The following is an 18,149-nucleotide window of genomic DNA, read 5'->3' as shown; positions in this document are numbered from 1 at the left end:
AATGTTAGAACATGTATGCCAGCTTGCACGGAATGCGGGCGATGCCATTATGCAGGTCTACGATGGAATCAAACCGATGGAGATTACCAGCAAGCAGGACGATTCTCCGGTCACGGCGGCGGATATCGCCGCGCATACGGTGATCCTCGAAGGATTACTGGCGCTGACGCCGGATATTCCGGTCCTGTCTGAAGAAGCGCCTCCTGGCTGGGATGTTCGCCAGCACTGGCAGCGCTACTGGCTGGTAGACCCGCTGGACGGTACCAAAGAGTTCATTAAGCGTAACGGTGAATTCACCGTCAATATTGCGCTTATCGAGCAAGGAAAGCCGGTACTGGGCGTGGTTTACGCGCCGGTGATGAAAGTGATGTACAGCGCGGCAGAAGGTAAAGCGTGGAAAGAAGAGTGCGGCGTGCGCAAACAAATCCATGTTCGTGACGCGCGTCCGCCGTTGGTGGTGATTAGCCGCTCGCATGCTGACAATGAGTTAAAAGAGTATCTGCAACAGTTAGGTGAGCACCAGACCACGTCGATTGGCTCATCGCTGAAGTTCTGCCTGGTGGCGGAAGGGCAGGCACAGCTGTACCCACGTTTTGGGCCAACTAACGTATGGGACACTGCCGCTGGCCACGCCGTTGCCGCCGCAGCCGGGGCGCACGTTCACGACTGGCAGGGGAAATCTCTGGATTACACCCCACGTGAATCATTCCTCAACCCCGGCTTTCGCGTCGCTATTTACTGAGTAATTTGTGCAGCAGGGCAATAACCTGCTGCACCTCTTCCTGCGTCAACGCACCATCTTTTGCCCACTGAACGCGTCCGTCCTTATCAAGTACGGCGATAGCGGAGCTCTCTTCATCCAGTTGCCAGGCTTTACGCGCAATGCCATTGCTGTCGACAATAAATTGTGACCACGGGTAGAGCTTCTTATTGCTCTCCAGACTGCTGCGCACAAACATACCGGAGCCAGGAATAGCGTCATCGGTGTTGACGATCGTGGTGGTCTGGTATTTGTCGTGCGGCAGGTTGGCCGCCTTGATTGCCTCGATCAGCGTAGCATTTTTCTCTTTGGCGGAGGTGCGTCCGGCAATGTGTTGCACAATTCGCACTTTCCCTGGCAGCTGCGCGCTATTCCAGCTTTTGTAGCTAAACTTATCGTTATCGAGAATCAGTTCGCCGCGATCGGCGATCCCCACCGGCGGTACGCGCTGGTTGGTCTCAAACGAATGCGCACAGGCAATCATCGGCAGCAGCAGGCACGACAGCGCCAGCAGTTTTTGTAAGGTCATAGGTTTTCCTTCTTTCTTTATTTTGCAGGTGATCCGACCACTTGGGTCTGGAATTTAATCATATGTGCGATTGATGCTTTTTCCCGCAAGCGCGATGCCAGTTTGCGGACGGGCGCACAAATCCTGCGAAAAATGAAGGCTTATACTGAAGACAGCGAAGCGTTGAAAAGATAATTCTGAATATTTGTAACCTGAAGGTAAATAAACTTATACACGCTGGAAACATGAGCGAGATAGTCTATAGTCATAGGGCATTAAAATTTGCGCCTGAGGATTGTCGGACCGATTGTGGTACCGCAAAGGCGTAATGCTCAGCAGGAGACAACAATGAAAATTTTCCAACGATACAACCCGCTGCAGGTGGCGAAGTACGTGAAGATCCTGTTTCGTGGACGGTTATATATCAAGGATGTAGGCGCTTTTGAATTTGATAAGGGTAAGATTCTTATCCCAAAAGTGAAGGACAAACTGCATTTTTCCGTGATGTCCGAAGTTAACCGTCAGGTCTTGCGTCTGCAAACTGAGATGGCTTGATCAAAGTGCTATGCGGTAGTTAAAAAAACGGCTCCTGGATGGGAGCCGTTGATGTTTCTGCAGGACGTTAAGACGCCTTTGCCTCTTCTTTTGCATCCGGCAGTTTCGGTACCAGTACGGTAGGTTTACTGTCCAGACGCGTCACCAGCAGCTGATCGATCTTGTAGTTATCGATATCCACCACTTCAAATTTGTAGCCTGAATACTTCACCGAGTCGGTGCGTTTCGGGATTTTACGCAGCATGAACATCATAAAGCCGCCGATGGTTTCATAGTTGCCGGACTGCGGGAACTCATCGATATCCAGGACGCGCATAACGTCATCAATCGGCGTACCACCATCGACTAACCATGAGTTTTCATCGCGCGCCACGATCTGCTCTTCCAGACCCTGACCGACTAAATCGCCCATCAGCGTAGTCATAACGTCGTTGAGCGTGATAATCCCCACCACCAGCGCGTACTCGTTCATGATGACGGCAAAGTCTTCGCCTGCGGTTTTGAAGCTTTCCAGCGCTTCAGAGAGCGTCAGCGTATCCGGCACAATCAGCGTATTGCGGATCTGTACGCCACTGTTCAGCGCCATGCTTTGGTTCGCCAGTACGCGGTTGAGGAGATCCTTTGAATCGACATAGCCAATGATGTGGTCGATATCTTCGTTACACACCAGGAATTTGGAGTGTGGGTGTTCCGCCACCTTGTTCTTCAGGCTTTGCTCATCTTCGTGGAGATCGAACCAGATAATATTCTCGCGCGAGGTCATGGAAGACGGTACGGTACGGGATTCCAGTTCGAACACATTTTCAATCAGCTCATGTTCCTGCTTACGCAGAACCCCTGCCAACGCACCCGCTTCGACCACGGCGTAAATATCGTCCGAGGTGATGTCGTCTTTACGCACCATCGGGATCTTAAACAGACGGAAGATGTTATTTGCCAGACCGTTAAAGAACCACACCAGCGGGCGGAAGACGAGCAGGCAGAAGCGCATCGGGTTGATGATACGCAAAGCCACAGCTTCTGGCGCAATCATACCGATGCGTTTCGGAGTTAAATCCGCGAACAGGATGAACAGGCCAGTAACCAGCGAGAACGACAGAATAAAGCTTAACTGTTCGGACAGCTCTGGAGTGAAGTACTTCGAGAAAAGGCTGTAAAACGCCGGGGAGAATGCCGCATCACCGACAATACCACCGAGAATAGCGACCGCGTTAAGGCCAATTTGCACGACGGTAAAAAACATGCCGGGGTTTTCCTGCATCTTCAAAACACGTTGTGCGTTTACGTTGCCTTCATCGGCAAGCAGTTTAAGTTTTATTTTGCGTGATGCAGCAAGCGAGATCTCGGATATCGAGAAAAACGCACTCACGGCGATCAGGCAGAGAATGACTAAAATACTGTTTAACATATCTTATCCGACCGTTAAGGCCAGATCCTCGGAAGGGAGAAGTTGATAAATCCATGTGAAAACCGGCTCGTGGCGTTGAGCCGGTAAATTCAGAAGCTAGTATAGCGTAAGGTACTGTAAAGTCGCCAGAGGAGCTTTTTTGGCCTTATTCTGCGGGGTTAAGCCTACGTACCATCTGCATCTCACTTTCGCTATAAGGCGAACCATCCGGCTTCAGCACATCATGAAACCATAGCGATGCCGTCGCTTCATCAAGCGGGATATCCGGCCACGGCAACCAGGTTTGCGTTTTCCCTTGTACCAACCCCCAGTGAAAGCTGGAAACGCGCTGGGCGCTAAACAGCGGTAGCTGCTCTTCTATTCGGCTATCAACATGGCGTGCCAGCCACTCGGTACAAAAGAGCGGCCTGCCAAATTCGGCCAACTGCGACAGAAGAGACAACTGACCTGGGGTATCGACGTAGGCATGGTAGCTAATCACATCGGAAAGCCGCAGCGCGGCGATATCAACAGGATGCGTAAACGCATTCCCGCACGCAGTGCGATCGTCAATATGCCAGGCCGCTACGGTCAACGGTTGAGACGGTGACTCCTGCCGTGCCCAGCCAAACAGATGGGTCATCAGGGTTAAGGCGTAAATTTCCAGCCTGTCGTCATAGTGGGCAAATTCGCCAGTGTGACAAAAAATCCCGCCGTTGCCTGGCTCATTATATAAATCCCAGACGCTGATACGTGAGTCATGGCGAAAGTAACGGATGATATCTCTGACGTAGGCTTCAATTTGCGGCCAACAGCGTCGGTCCAGCACGCAGGCGCGGCCTGGGCTACCCGCTGCCTGGCTATTGTGAACGCCGGGAACTGGGGCCTTTTGCTGGCCGATAACGGGCTCATCACCGGAAAAAGCGCAGTCGTCGAGCAGCGTCAGCATCACTTTTATGCCGTGGCTACGGGCAATGTTCAGGAAGAGATCAATGCGCTCGAGCAGCCCATCGCGGTCATGCTGCCAGACGGTAAACGGTAAATTTGTTCGTAGCTGGTTATAGCCATACTGGCTGGCCCATCCGAGTTCCTGATCGATAGTGCTGCTATCGAAACTCTCTGCCTGCCACATTTCGAGCCAGTTAACCGCGGTGCGCGGCAAGTAGTTAAAACCGCAGCCCCAGGGTTGATCTTGATACCAGCTTTGCGCTCGTGTTTTGCTCCATGGGTTATACATGATGCGCTCCTTATTCGGCATCTGAGAGACTGACGCGTCCTGCCGTACGCTGCGTGGCGCTGCCACCCCAAACTTCATCGTATTCGTAGCCGGTAAGCTGTTTTATCACCACCCGGGTTTCTTCATCGCAGTCGCGATAGTTGCCACCCAGCTTGCGGCGGGCGATCTCTTTGAGCAGAACTTTGTGGGTTTCGCGGGTAAGTTTAAATTTGTAGGTGGCGTAGAAACTCACCGCCAGCAGCGCCGCAGTAGCAAAGATCATCAATCCGATAATGGCGTGTAATGCGCTTTCCGGCTGCGCGCCGCTGCCTTTTACAAAGCCTGCCTCTTCCAGCACCATGCCGATAAGCAAAATAGCGATTGCCACCGTACTTTTACGGGTGAGTACCATAACACCCGCAAAAATCCCTTCGCGGCGCTGTTGGGTCACCATCTCATCGATATCAGGAATAAAGCTGTAGATATTCCACGGGATATAGTAAAGACCGGAACGTGCCATACCAAGCAGAATAAATATCGCAGAGAACAGAATATTGGACACCTGGGTTTCGGTGTAATAAATAACAAATAAAAATACCAATACGCTAAATATACAGCTGTAAGCGAGGCGTAGTGCTGCTGATGGGGTTATATTGAGTTTGTTCAGTAATAGCATAAACCCATAGGTGCCAAAAACTGAAGCGAAGGCGGCAATACTTAACCAGCCAGAAACGGAGGCTACATCCTGACTCAAGCAATAAACTACGTAATAGGTAAATACTGACCCGAATACATCCATAGCGGTAAATGAGAAAATATAAATAATAATATGCAGGCGAAATGCCCGGATCCTGAAAGAAGAAAACAGATCGAGTATCAAATATTTAAGGTGATTCAGTATCCCGCTATTGCGCTGCAGGTTAGCTTGAAATGTCTCTTCCTGAACGTCTTTGGCCTCCCACGTGCAGCGCCAGGTTATGAACACGGCGAGGCAGAACACGACGGAAAATATCAGCCCGGTTAGTGTATAGGTAAATGGGTTATCTTTGCCCGTAAACTGCATCAGGATACCGGGTACCGATACGGCAAGGAATCCGCCCAGCTGCGAGCAGATCATGCGCATACCGGAGAGACGGCTGCGTTCTTCGTAGCGGTTAGTCATTTCTGCGGCCAGGGTTTCCCACGGCACCAGGACCATCGCTGACAGCAGCTCAATCGACAGATAGGTTCCCAGGTAGTACCAGTAACCCATGTCGGTCAGCCATAGCAGGGCATAGAGAAACATTAAAGGACAACTGAGTAATAAAAAGAAGCGGCGACGGCCAAATCTTCGACCTAGCCAGGTGTTGCCAAAGTTATCGGTGATATAACCCATAATTGGGCTAAGTACAGCATCAATCACGCGGGCAATGGCAAATATTGATCCTGCTTCCAGCACGCTTAAACCGCAGTAGGTTGTGTAAAAAAATAAAAGCCATGTTCCGATAATGGCGAAAGCACCGCCGCCAAATAAATCAGTAATGCCATAGCCGATCGCTACACCATAACTGACTCTGCGTTCAGTTGGTTTGACCATAATATTTTCCAGTATGTAGGGTATGCGTAATCCGGTATTATCCGGCTGTTGTTATTTAATTCTTCAGCGCTGAGTTAATTTTAATTATTAATGGTTATCCATTGTCGTGTTTTAGATGAATGATAAATAGCATCGACTATCGCCAGTGATTTTCGGGCTTCATTAATATTGATATATTCTGTCTGACCTCCATGAGTAATAGCATGATAAAACTGACGAATAGCCTGTTGGTGGCCCAGGCCCCAGTAACTTTTGACGTGGCCGTCCGGCGAACCATCGCAATCCAGCTTCAGGCGTCGGTCCGCTGTAACGCGCCACAGGGTGTTATCGGTGAGCTGGAGCATGCCTTGCTCGCAATGGATCTCCAGCAGCAGCGGTGAATCGAGGGTGTTACAGTTGCTGGCGTAAAACAGACCGCGGGCGCCGTTGGCAAAGTGCAGGGTCGCCATCGCGCTGTCTTCGGCTTCAGTGACGTCCGCCAGTTCACTGCTATCCACTACGCCTTTCAAACGCGTCACGCCGCCTGCGAACCACTGCATCAGATCGAGGGTATGAATAGCCTGGTTGATTAGTAAACTGCCGCCTTCGCTGGCAAAACGCCCACGCCACGGACTTTCGCTGTAATAAGCCCGGGAGCGCGACCAGGTCAAAACCGCTTTAATGCTTAGCATTCTGCCGAGCGTATTTTTCGCCAGTTCGTCGCGGATACGTAAACTGGTTGGATTAAGGCGGTTTTGATAGCACACGCCCAGTAAGCCTTGGGCAGACGCCGCCGCGTAAGCTATGTCTGATACCTCTGTGCAATTCAACCCTACCGGTTTTTCGCAAAACACATGTTTCCCGGCGGCAAGCGCGGCCGTAATCATGTTTTTGTGCTCGAAGTGAGGCGTACAGATATGGACGACGTCAATGTCATTATCCAGCAGCATTTCCCGGTAATTCTGGTAATAGCGGCAGTTATACGCGATGGCCTGTTGCAAACCGTTGGCGCTATCAATATCGACCAGCGCGCGTAGTGTGACCCCCGGCAAAAGCCGGAGGGCGTTTACGTGGCTGCTGTGGATAGCCCCCGCGCCGATGATGGCGGCATTTAGCGTTGTCATGTCACCTCCGGTTATGTGCGGGCATTCGCCAGCATTTGTGCCTTCACGCACAGTTCTGCGGCTTTAAAGGCGTGGGCCTGAGTCATGGCGTTTTCCGTGCGATTCAGACAATCGAGAATGAATTCGCCGAAGAAAGGAAAACCAACTTTGCCCGCGACTGGGTAGCGGAATTCCCCTTCTTTATTCACCAGATACACCACATCCTGTTCACCTCGGGTGATATCCACATACTTGCGGATCTCAATGTAACCTTCGGTACCCAGCAAGGTCAGGCGTCCATCCCCCCAGCTACTGAGCCCCTGCGGCGTGAACCAGTCGCAGCGGAAGTAGCCGGTCGCCCCGTTGTCGCCCGCCAGCATGGCATCGCCAAAGTCTTCGAACTGCGGATACTGCGGATGATTGACGTTACGCACATGGCTGGCGACGATATGCGCCTCGCTATTGCCGGTATAAAAGAGAAATTGTTCGATTTGATGGCTGCCGATGTCGCACAGAATGCCGCCAAAATAGCGTTTGTCGTAAAACCAGTTCGGGCGACCGTTGCCTTCGCGGTGCGGACCGGTGCCCAGAGTTTGCATCACGCGCCCAATAGCCCCTTGATGGATTAGCTGGCCGGCAAACACGGCGCTTTCAACGTGCAGACGCTCGCTGTAATAGACCGCGTATTTACGTCCGGTCTTCGCCACCATTGCTTTGGCGTCTTCCAGCTGTGCGAGGGTGGTTAACGGAGCCTTGTCGGTGAAGTAGTCTTTACCAGCCGCCATTACCTTCAGCCCCAGCGGGCAGCGTTCAGAGGGAATTGCCGCCCCGGCAACCTGCCGGACCTCGCGATCGTTCAGGATAGTCTCGAGCGAATCGGCAACCTGCGCTTGCGGATAATGCTGCAGAAATTGATCTATTTTGAGCGGGTCGGGATCGTAAACCCATTTCAGCGTGGCACCTGCTTCAATCAACCCGTTGCACATGCCGTAGATATGACCGTGATCGAGTGAGGACGCGGCAATGACAAACTCGCCAGGCTCAACGACCGGCTGAGGCTTCCCGGTAGGGGCGTAGTGCATTCCATCTTGCTTGTTCATTTTTTAACTCCTGAATCTAAGTCTTTACCCAGGGGGATAGCGCCCACCTCCGTGAAATTGCTCACGGAGGCGGATTTCTCATAAAAATGTGGGGCGATTTCAATCAGCCCGCTGGTGCGATAAAACGCATCGGTGTGGTGGATGGGCAGTGTTACCACCGTGCGGGTGATGGCGGATTTATAGATAGCGGTAATCAGCTCCAGCGAGCGCTTGCCTTGTTCGCCATCGACCAGGGGACATGTCCGTTTGTCGATGGCGTTAAGCAGGTTATCGATTTGTCCGGTATGTAGCGTCCATTGCAGTGCTGGCGTAGCGCGAAAAAGTGTCTCCAGATGCTGTTCCAGTTCGCCGTTATTGTTTGGTTGCGGGAAGCCGTTATCCGCCGACTGGCTGGCATGAACCTGCCACGGCGCAGAAATACGCGCCTTTTCGCCTTGAATGACAATCTTTTGGTCTTCGCCGTGATGCACCACGGAGGCGGTCACCTGTGTCAGTGCCCCGTTGGGGTATTTGAGGATAGCCGCGCTAAGGTCTTCGACTTCCGCATTGTCATGAGCAACGTTAGTCATCATCGCCACCACTTCGGCCGGGAAACCCAGCATCCATTGAATGGCGTCAATGTGGTGCACTGCGTGATTCAGCGTGCAGCCGCCGCCTTCTTTCTGCCACGTGCCGCGCCACCATAAGTCGTAATAGCAGTGTCCGCGCCACCAGAATGAATCCACCTGCGCATGGCAAATCTTGCCCGCCAGCCCGGAATCAACAACGGTTTTCAGACGCCAGAAGGCATCGGTAAAGCGGTTTTGCGCGATGACCGATAAGGTTTTCCCGCTGGCCTTTTGCGCGGCGATCATCGCATCGCACTCTTCGAGTGAGGCGGCCATCGGTTTTTCGCACAGCACATGTTTTCCGGCCTGCAGCGCATCAATGCTGATAGCTGCGTGCACGTACGGCGGAGTGCAGACATCGACCACATCTACTTCGATGCCCGCGTCCAGCATCGCCTGATGACTGTGGTAGACCCGCGTTTCGCCCAGGCCATAGCGTGATTTCTTCTCTTCGGCTTTCTCCGGGTAGATATCAACCAGGGCGACAATCCGGCAACGATCGGTGAACTGTAAATACCCCTGAATGTGGTTGTGGGAGATATTCCCGGTTCCAACAATGGCAATATTCAGCATGATTTTCTCCTGCGCGTTACCAGCTACCGGAAGCGTCCAGCGTGCGGCTGGCCGTGGTTTTTTCCACTGAAGAGGCGATACGTTGTTGGAGCAACTGGAAGTAACGCTGTTCATCGATCGGTAGCTCGACCCAGTCATCGGTCCAGGTAGAGAGGTGCATCGCATTGGAAAGCGTCAGGCCGTGAATGCCTTCCAGACCGGGGGCAATCAGCGGCTCGCCGTGCAGAATCGCGGCGGTGAAATTGCGGGTAATGACATAGTGCTCGCTGCATTCTGGTTCGGTAGGGATAGTCACCTCCCAGCATTCCGGCTCACCAAAACCGTTTTGCCAGCGGGCGTTAAAGTCGGTTTCGGATTCCCGTAGTTTCCAGAAGCGCAGGCGGCCTTCTTCCACTACCACTTTTCCCCGGCTGCCGACAATTTCCAGGCGATTTGTGCCGGGTGTTTCGGCGACGGTGGTGATGAACACGCCGGTCGCGCCGTTGGCGTATTCCGCGTAGGCCGTGACGTCATCTTCAACTTCAATCTGGCGGTGTTTGCCAAACTGGCAAAAGGCACGCAAGCGTACCGGCATGCCGACCAGCCATTGCCATAAATCGAGTTGGTGCGGATCCTGATTAAGCAGCACGCCGCCGCCTTCACCTTTCCAGGTCGCGCGCCAGCCGCCGGAGTTGTAATAGCTCTGCGAACGATACCAGTTGGTAATGATCCAGTTAGAGCGACGCAGCTCGCCGAGTTCGCCACTGTCGATCAGATCTTTAACTTTCTGATACAGCGGATTGGGGCGCTGGTTGTACATCAAGCCGAACACCACATCGCATTCGCGCGCACAGGCGTTCATCTCTTGTACCTGCGCGGTGTAGACCCCAGCAGGCTTCTCGCACAGCGTATGGATGCCAAGACGCATGGCCATCATCGATAAACCTGGATGGTCATAGTGCGGTGTGGCGACGATAACGGCGTCGATCAGCCCACTTTCCAGCATCTCACGCGCATCGCTGAACAGTGTCACCTCTTCACCGACCAGCCGTTGGATCGCCGCATGCTGATCAGGATTGTTATCGCATACTGCGGCGAGCGCTGCTTCTTGTACCGTTCCGGCCAGCAGGTAGCGCGCGTGGACGGTACCAATGTTGCCAACCCCAATAATGCCAAAGCGTATTTTTTTCATGTCGTGCCTTTTTCATGAGAAAGAAGGGATATGCGGAACATATGAAACGCCTGGAATATCGACAATGTGATTTTGTGAGAACGGTTGCAGGATGAAAAAGAAGTTCATCCAGTCATTGAAAAAGTGTTTTAGAGTCAATGAACTACGTTTGCAAAAAATTGCAAAGATTGATTGCGAGTGAGGTCACAGAATGTCTGGCAAGCTAAAAATGGACGAAATTGCTGCCCTGACAGGGTACTCGGTGAGTACGGTGTCGAGAGTACTTAGCGGAAAGTCATATACCAGCGACAACGCGCGCGATGCGATTGTCAGCTGCGCGCGCAGGCTGGGCGTTCTGGACTCGCTGTCCAGTGGACGGCTATTGATCAACGGCATCGCCATTTTCGCCCCGTTGCGTACCTTTACCGCCCGTGGCGATGCATTTTACCTCGAAGTGACGCGCGGAATTGCTGAGGCGATAGCGCCGCATGATGTCTATCTGAGTTACTGCGGACTGGATGAGCAACGCGCGGACATAAAGGTCTTTCAGGAAAAGGCCAACAGTAAAAATATCAATGCCATTATTCTCATCGGCATTGATGACCCGACCGTGCATAAACTGGCGCTACTGCTGGATAAACCCTGCGTGTTGATTAACTCGCAGGACAAAGAAGGGTTACTGGATGCGGTATCCCCCGATCACCGGGCAATTGGCAACCGTGCTGTGCAATATCTTTTTGATCAGGGGCATCGGCGTATTCTCCATGTCACCAGCCTGCGCCGGGAAACCTTGTACTGGCGTCTGGAGGGCATTAAGGAGGTCTACCGACAATATCAGATACCGTTTGATACCGGGCGTGATCTGCTGGTGACGGAAGGGTTTTCTGAAGATGAATCAGAACGTGCGATGGACCACTGGCTACGTGAGACGCCGCGTGAAGCGTGGCCAGAGGTCATTTTCTGCGCCGGGGCATCAATGTCGACGGGCATCCAGCGGGTGCTGGAAAAAGGTGGAGTGGAGATACCCGGTGAGATGTCGCTGATGACGACGGATGTTCAGGAGCTGGATGCGCATATCGTCGCCGCGGTAACCAGTATCACTATCCCCTGTCGGGCACTGGGCGTGGAGGCGGTGCATCTGCTGCAGAACCGTCTAAATCGCCCCTCTGCGCCCGTGTTTAACCTGTTGTTGAAGGGAAAGGTGACGGATCGGGGAACCGTTACCCACGCAACGCGCCATGCCGCGCGGGTGACGGTAGCGCGCTAATCGCGGATCAACGTTCTGGCGGCAGACAAACGCCAATCCCGCCAATACCGCAGTACCCATAAGGATTTTTATGCAGATACTGCTGGTGGTCGTCCTCGGCATAGTAGAACGGGGTTGCGGTAGTGATTTCCGTTGTAATGGTGCGCTCGTCGCCAGCGGCGGTCATTGCTGCCTGAAAACGCTCAAGGCTTGCCCGTGCCGCGACGGTTTGCTCCGGCGTTAACGGGTAAATGGCGGAGCGATACTGCGTCCCCTGGTCGTTCCCCTGACGCATGCCCTGCGCCGGGTCGTGATTTTCCCAGAACACCTGCAGCAGTTGCTCGTAGCTGATAACATGCGGGTCATAGACGACGCGTACCGCTTCGGCGTGTCCGGTATCGCCGGAACACACTTCCCGATAGGTTGGGTTAGGGGTGTAGCCGCCGGTATATCCGGCCGCTGTGCTGTATACCCCGGGTAATGACCAGAATAAACGTTCAACGCCCCAGAAACATCCCATGGCGAAAAAGGCTATCTCCATACCGTCGGGCACGTTGGTCATCGAATGTTGGTTAACCGCATGCAGCGTTGCCACTGGCATCGGGGTGTTGCGTCCAGGTAGGGCATCTGCTTGAGTAACAAGATGCTTTCTATCAAATAAACTCATGGCCGTTCTCCCGAAATCAGTCATTTGGGTTAAGGTTGTAACGAGACGCGTCTTTGCCCACAATAAACGGCGTGAATACGTCTAGAGTTAAACATAAGAAATATTTGGGTTGTCGTCTGTTTTTCAACTCTTATTGTTGATTTTTTGTTAAGCCGAGGAACGGCATAGTATTTTTTTCCAGGGGTGGGAAAAAAGGATATTCAGGAGAAAATGTGCCACATATCCGTCAGTTATGTTGGGTGGGATTACTGTGCTTAAGTGGCTCCGCCGCCGCAGCGAATGTTCGCTTACAGGTCGAAGGATTATCAGGACCGCTGGAGAAAAACGTCCGCGCGCAGCTATCCACGATTCAAAGTGATGAAGTCACTCCAGACCGACGCTTTCGTGCGCGCGTTGATGATGCCATCCGCGAAGGGCTAAAAGCGCTGGGCTACTTTGAGCCCACCATTGATTTTGAGCTGCGTCCGCCGCCGGCGAAAGGACGCCAGGTGCTGATTGCCAAAGTGACCCCTGGTGAGCCGGTGCTGATTGGCGGCACCGAAGTGATTCTGCGCGGTGGCGCACGTACGGATAAAGATTACCTGGATCTGCTGAAAACGCGACCGGCAATCGGCACCGTGCTGAATCAGGGGGACTATGATAACTTCAAAAAATCACTCACCAGCGTGGCGTTGCGCAAAGGCTATTTCGACAGTGAATTTAATAAAAGCCAGCTTGGGATAGCGCTCGAACGCCGCCAGGCATTCTGGGATATCGATTACAACAGCGGGGAACGCTATCGCTTTGGGCATGTCACTTTTGAAGGCTCGCAAATTCGCGATGAGTACCTACAAAATCTGGTGCCCTTTAAAGAGGGTGAAGAGTACGAGTCGAAAGATCTGGGCGAACTGAACCGTCGTCTGTCGGCGACCGGATGGTTTAATTCCGTTGTCGTCGCACCGGAATTTGATAAAGCCCGTGAAACCAAAGTGCTGCCGCTGAAAGGCGTGGTGTCGCCGCGAACTGAAAACACCATCGAAACCGGGGTCGGTTACTCAACTGACGTCGGTCCACGGGTGAAGACCTCGTGGAAAAAGCCGTGGATGAACTCCTATGGCCACAGCCTGACCACCAGCGCCAGCATCTCTGCGCCAGAGCAGGTTCTTGATTTCAGTTATAAAATGCCGCTATTAAAGAACCCGCTGGAGCAGTATTACCTGGTGCAGGGGGGCTTTAAGCGTACCGATTTAAACGATACCGAGCAGGACTCCACTACGCTTGCGGTTTCCCGCTACTGGGATCTCTCCAGCGGCTGGCAGCGCGCGATTAACCTGCGCTGGAGCCTCGACCACTTTACCCAGGGTAACGTCACTAACACCACCATGCTGCTCTATCCGGGCGTGATGATCAGCCGGACGCGCTCGCGCGGCGGTCTGATGCCAGTCTGGGGCGACTCCCAACGTTATTCCATCGATTACTCCAACACGGCCTGGGGTTCAGACGTTGATTTCTCCGTCTTCCAGGCACAAAACGTCTGGATCCGCACGCTGTACGATCGTCATCGCTTTGTAATGCGCGGCAACCTCGGCTGGATCGAAACCGGGGACTTCGACAAAGTACCGCCGGATCTGCGTTTCTTCGCCGGGGGCGATCGCAGCATTCGCGGCTACAAATACAAATCTATTTCGCCTGAAGGCAGCGACGGCAAGCTGAAAGGGGCCTCGAAGCTGGCGACCGGCTCGTTGGAATATCAGTACAACGTGACCGGAAAATGGTGGGGCGCGATGTTTGTCGATAGCGGCGAAGCGGTCAGCGATATCCGCAGAAGTGATTTCAAAACCGGTGCCGGGGTCGGCGTACGCTGGCAATCGCCAGTGGGACCCATCAAGCTCGACTTTGCTGTCCCTGTGGGCGACAAAGATGAACATGGTTTACAGTTTTACATCGGTCTGGGGCCTGAATTATGAGTTTATGGAAGAAGATAAGCCTCGGCGTGCTGATTTTTATCCTGCTGTTGTTAGGCACGGTGGCGTTCCTCGTCGGCACTACTTCGGGCCTGCATCTGATCTTCAAAGCGGCGAATCGTTGGGTTCCGGGGCTGGAGATTGGTCAGGTCACCGGCGGCTGGCGGGATTTATCGCTCAAAAATATTCGTTATGACCAGCCTGGCGTGGCGGTGAATGCTGGCGAAGTGCATCTGGCCGTGGGGCTTAACTGCCTGTGGGACAGCAGCCTGTGCGTCAACGATCTGTCGCTGAAAAATATCAACGTGGCGATCGACAGCAAAAAGATGCCGCCATCAGCGCCGGTTGAAGAGGAAGAGAGCGGTCCGCTTAACCTTTCCACACCTTACCCAATCACGCTTTCGCGCGTGGCGCTGAACAACATCAATATCAAAATCGATGACACCACGGTTTCGGTGCTGGAATTTACCTCCGGCCTGAACTGGCAGGAAAAAACGCTGACCCTGAAGCCAACGTCATTACAGGGGCTGCTGATTGCCCTGCCTAAAGTGGCGGAAGTGGCGCAGGAAGAGGTTGTCGAACCAAAGATTCAGAATCCGCAACCGGATGAAAAACCGCTCGGCGAAACGCTAAAAGATCTGTTCTCAAAGCCGGTGCTGCCGGAAATGACCGATGTCCATCTGCCGCTCAATCTCAACATTGAAGCGTTTCGCGGCGAGCAGTTGCGCGTGACCGGGGATACGGATTTAACGGTACATAACATGCTGCTGAAAGTGAGCAGCATTGACGGCAACATGAAACTCGATGCACTGGATATCGACTCGAATCAGGGGACGGTAAAAGCCAGCGGCACGGCGCAACTGACCGACACGTGGCCGGTCGATATTACGTTAAACAGCACGCTCAACGTGGACCCGTTAAAAGGCGAAAAGGTGAAGCTGAAGGTCGGCGGCGCGCTGCGTGAACAGCTGGAAGTCGGCGTAAATCTGTCTGGTCCGGTGGATATGGATCTGCGGGCGCAGGCGCGTCTGGCGGAAGCCGGATTGCCGCTCAACCTTGAGGTGGTGAGTAAGCAGGTTTACTGGCCGTTTACCGGCGACAAGCAGTTCCAGGCTGATGACATCAAGCTCAAACTGACCGGTAAGATGACCGACTATACGCTGTCGATGCGTACCGCTGTGAAAGGTCAGGATATTCCTCCGGCTACCATCACGCTGGACGCCAAAGGCAACGAACAGCAGATCAATCTCGACAAACTCAGCGTTGCGGCGCTGGAAGGGAAAACTGAGCTGAAAGCGCTGGTGGACTGGCAGCAGGCGATCAGCTGGCGCGGGGAGCTAACGCTGGATGGCATCAACACGGCGAAAGCGATCCCGGAGTGGCCATCAAAACTGAATGGCCTGGTGAAAACTCGCGGCAGTCTGTACGGCGGAAGCTGGCAGATGGAGGTGCCCGAGCTGAAGCTGACCGGCAACGTGAAGCAGAACAAGGTTAATGTGCACGGTTCGCTGAAGGGTAACAGCTACCTGCAGTGGACGATCCCGGGCCTGCATCTGGAACTGGGACGCAACAGCGCGGATGTGAAAGGGGAACTGGGGGTCAAAGACCTCAATCTCGACGCGACGATTGATGCCCCGAGCCTGGATAACGCGCTACCGGGACTGGGCGGTACGGCGAAAGGGCTGGTAAAAGTTCGCGGTACGGTTGAAGCGCCACAACTGCTGGCGGATATCACCGCCCGGGGGCTGCGCTGGCAGGAGCTGTCCGTCGCTCAGGTGCGCGTCGAAGGCGACGTGAAATCGGCAGAGCAAATCGCTGGTAATCTCAACGTTCGCGTAGAGCGGATTGTACAGCCTGACGTGAATATTGGCCTGGTGACGCTCAATGCCAAAGGTAGCGAAAAGCAGCATGAGCTGCAGCTGCGCATTCAGGGGGAACCGGTCTCCGGGCAGCTCTCCCTGGCAGGTAGCTTTGATCGCAAAGAGCAGCGCTGGAAAGGTGCGTTAAGCGATACCCGCTTCCAGACGCCGGTCGGTCCGTGGTCCCTTAACCGCCCTGTCGCGCTGGATTATCGCAATCAGGAACAGAAAATCAGCATTGGGCCGCACTGCTGGAACAACCCGAATGCGGAACTGTGCGTACCGCAAACCATTGATGCCGGTGCACAAGGACGCGCGGTGGTGAGCCTTAACCGCTTCGACCTGGCGATGCTAAAACCGTTTATGCCGGATACAACCCAGGCCAGCGGCGTTATCACTGGCAAAGCTGATATTAGCTGGGACACCACCAAAGAGGGGCTGCCGCAGGGGCAGGTTACGCTGAGCGGACGTAACGTGAAGGTCACGCAAAGCGTGAACGATGCGCCGCTCCCGGTGGCGTTTGAAACGCTGAATCTGACCGCCGACCTGCACAATAACCGTGCCGAGCTGGGCTGGCTGATTCGCCTGACCAACAACGGGCAGTTTGACGGCCAGGTGCAGGTGACGGATCCGCAAGGACGCCGCAGTCTCGGCGGCAACGTCAACATCCGCAACTTCAATCTGGCGATGGTGAACCCCATTTTCTCGCGCGGTGAAAAAGCGGCAGGGGTGATCAACGCCAACCTACGTCTGGGCGGTGATGTGCAAAGCCCGCAACTGCTCGGACAGCTGCAGCTGAGCGGTCTGGATATCGACGGTAACTTTATGCCGTTTGACATGCAGCCAAGCCAGTTAGCCGTTAACTTCACCGGAACACGCTCAACGCTGGCGGGCGTGGTGCGTACGCAGCAGGGCGAAATTAACCTGAGCGGCGATGCCGACTGGAGTCAGATAGACAACTGGCGGGCGCGCGTTGCGGCTAAAGGCAGCAGGGTTCGTATTACCGTGCCGCCGATGGTCCGCCTGGACGTATCGCCGGACGTGGTCTTTGAAGCCACGCCGAGCCTGTTTACCCTTGATGGCAACGTGGATGTGCCGTGGGCGCGTATCGTGGTACACGATCTGCCGGAGAGCGCGGTAGGGGTTTCCAGCGATATGGTCATGCTTAACAACAATCTGCAACCGGAGAAACCGCAGACAGCAGGTATTCCGATCAACAGCAACCTGAACATCCATGTCGGTAACAACGTGCGTATTGACGCCTTTGGTCTGAAAGCGCGTCTGACGGGCGATCTGAAAGTGGTGCAGGATAAGCAGGGGCTGGGGCTGAACGGACAAATTAATATTCCGAGCGGGCGTTTCCATGCCTATGGTCAGGATCTGATTGTGCGTAAGGGCGAGCTGTTGTTCTCCGGTCCGCCGGATCAGCCGTTACTCAACATCGAAGCAATTCGTAACCCGGAAGCCACCGAAGACGACGTGATCGCCGGGGTTCGCGTCACGGGCTCCGCCGATGAGCCGAAGGCGGAAATCTTCTCCGACCCGGCGATGTCGCAGCAAATGGCGCTTTCCTACCTGCTACGCGGACAAGGACTGGATAGCGAACAGAGCGACAGCGCGGCAATGACTTCAATGCTTATTGGTCTGGGGGTTGCACAAAGTGGTCAGGTTGTGGGTAAAATCGGGGAGACATTTGGCGTAAGCAATCTGGCACTGGACACACAAGGGGTGGGTGATTCATCTCAGGTGGTTGTCAGCGGATACGTACTGCCAGGTCTGCAGGTGAAATATGGTGTGGGTATATTTGACTCCTTAGCGACACTCACGCTACGTTATCGTCTGATGCCTAAGCTATATCTGGAAGCAGTGTCTGGCGTAGATCAGGCACTTGATTTGCTCTATCAGTTCGAGTTTTAGCA

At 53.8% G+C, this 18,149-nt stretch carries 14 protein-coding genes; 5 read left to right on the top strand and 9 right to left on the bottom strand.

All coding sequences use genetic code 11. The features are described from left to right. Position 1: 1 nt before the first annotated feature. Entirely contained in the window at positions 2 to 742 is a 741-nt protein-coding gene (gene cysQ, locus GFC06_RS02040; RefSeq protein WP_016151445.1) for a 3'(2'),5'-bisphosphate nucleotidase CysQ, read from the top strand. Here the strand turns inward: cysQ and GFC06_RS02035 are convergent. Continuing rightward, on the bottom strand, positions 732 to 1,289 hold the full coding sequence (locus GFC06_RS02035) for a YtfJ family protein (RefSeq protein ID WP_016151446.1): 558 nt from the start codon (positions 1,287 to 1,289) through the stop codon (positions 732 to 734). The genes cysQ and GFC06_RS02035 overlap by 11 nt on opposite strands. Before the next feature lie 327 nt (positions 1,290 to 1,616). Here GFC06_RS02035 and GFC06_RS02030 point away from each other — a divergent pair, with 327 nt between their 5' ends. Continuing rightward, positions 1,617 to 1,823, top strand: a complete 207-nt coding sequence (locus GFC06_RS02030) for a DUF1107 domain-containing protein (RefSeq protein ID WP_003025710.1) — start codon at positions 1,617 to 1,619, stop codon at positions 1,821 to 1,823. A 67-nt stretch (positions 1,824 to 1,890) separates the two neighbouring features. On the opposite strand, the gene GFC06_RS02025 is transcribed toward GFC06_RS02030, so the two are convergent. The 7 genes from GFC06_RS02025 to GFC06_RS01995 form a co-directional block, all read right to left on the bottom strand. Beyond that, the gene (locus tag GFC06_RS02025) at positions 1,891 to 3,231 is read right to left on the bottom strand and encodes a hemolysin family protein (RefSeq protein WP_003830418.1); all 1,341 of its coding nucleotides are present in this window, start codon (positions 3,229 to 3,231) and stop codon (positions 1,891 to 1,893) included. Positions 3,232 to 3,376: 145 nt separating this feature from the next. Then, positions 3,377 to 4,447: a glycoside hydrolase 5 family protein gene (locus GFC06_RS02020; protein WP_047499973.1), complete on the bottom strand. Its 1,071-nt coding sequence runs from the start codon at positions 4,445 to 4,447 to the stop codon at positions 3,377 to 3,379. Between the two features lie 10 nt (positions 4,448 to 4,457). Next, a complete protein-coding gene (locus GFC06_RS02015) occupies positions 4,458 to 6,002 on the bottom strand; it encodes an MFS transporter (protein ID WP_153689796.1) in 1,545 nt (514 codons plus the stop codon). 80 nt (positions 6,003 to 6,082) lie between these two features. Next, a complete protein-coding gene (locus GFC06_RS02010; RefSeq protein WP_103766910.1) occupies positions 6,083 to 7,105 on the bottom strand; it encodes a Gfo/Idh/MocA family protein in 1,023 nt (340 codons plus the stop codon). 11 nt (positions 7,106 to 7,116) lie between these two features. After that, complete coding sequence (locus GFC06_RS02005; RefSeq protein ID WP_103766909.1) at positions 7,117 to 8,184, bottom strand: Gfo/Idh/MocA family protein; 1,068 nt, start codon at positions 8,182 to 8,184, stop codon at positions 7,117 to 7,119. Next, positions 8,181 to 9,365: a Gfo/Idh/MocA family protein gene (locus GFC06_RS02000; RefSeq protein ID WP_153689795.1), complete on the bottom strand. Its 1,185-nt coding sequence runs from the start codon at positions 9,363 to 9,365 to the stop codon at positions 8,181 to 8,183. Before GFC06_RS02000 ends, GFC06_RS02005 begins: the two co-directional genes overlap by 4 nt. Before the next feature lie 16 nt (positions 9,366 to 9,381). After that, positions 9,382 to 10,536 carry a Gfo/Idh/MocA family protein gene (locus tag GFC06_RS01995; protein WP_103766907.1) on the bottom strand — a complete coding sequence of 385 codons (1,155 nt, stop codon included), beginning with the start codon at positions 10,534 to 10,536 and terminating at the stop codon, positions 9,382 to 9,384. Positions 10,537 to 10,726: 190 nt separating this feature from the next. Here GFC06_RS01995 and GFC06_RS01990 point away from each other — a divergent pair, with 190 nt between their 5' ends. Beyond that, positions 10,727 to 11,782 (top strand): LacI family DNA-binding transcriptional regulator, encoded by a 1,056-nt coding sequence (locus tag GFC06_RS01990; RefSeq protein WP_153689794.1) that lies wholly within the window; start codon positions 10,727 to 10,729, stop codon positions 11,780 to 11,782. A gap of 7 nt (positions 11,783 to 11,789) precedes the next feature. Here GFC06_RS01990 and msrA read toward each other — a convergent pair whose 3' ends face one another. Then, positions 11,790 to 12,428 (bottom strand): peptide-methionine (S)-S-oxide reductase MsrA, encoded by a 639-nt coding sequence (gene msrA, locus GFC06_RS01985; RefSeq protein WP_049283035.1) that lies wholly within the window; start codon positions 12,426 to 12,428, stop codon positions 11,790 to 11,792. Positions 12,429 to 12,640: 212 nt separating this feature from the next. On the opposite strand from msrA, the gene tamA reads away from it, so the two are divergent. After that, positions 12,641 to 14,374 carry an autotransporter assembly complex protein TamA gene (gene tamA / locus GFC06_RS01980; RefSeq protein WP_016155528.1) on the top strand — a complete coding sequence of 578 codons (1,734 nt, stop codon included), beginning with the start codon at positions 12,641 to 12,643 and terminating at the stop codon, positions 14,372 to 14,374. Beyond that, positions 14,371 to 18,147 carry an autotransporter assembly complex protein TamB gene (gene tamB / locus GFC06_RS01975; RefSeq protein WP_153689793.1) on the top strand — a complete coding sequence of 1,259 codons (3,777 nt, stop codon included), beginning with the start codon at positions 14,371 to 14,373 and terminating at the stop codon, positions 18,145 to 18,147. Before tamA ends, tamB begins: the two co-directional genes overlap by 4 nt. Positions 18,148 to 18,149 lie beyond the last annotated feature (2 nt).

This window comes from Citrobacter braakii (assembly GCF_009648935.1).
GTDB lineage: Bacteria > Pseudomonadota > Gammaproteobacteria > Enterobacterales > Enterobacteriaceae > Citrobacter > Citrobacter braakii.
This window is presented reverse-complemented; position numbering and strand designations above follow the sequence as displayed.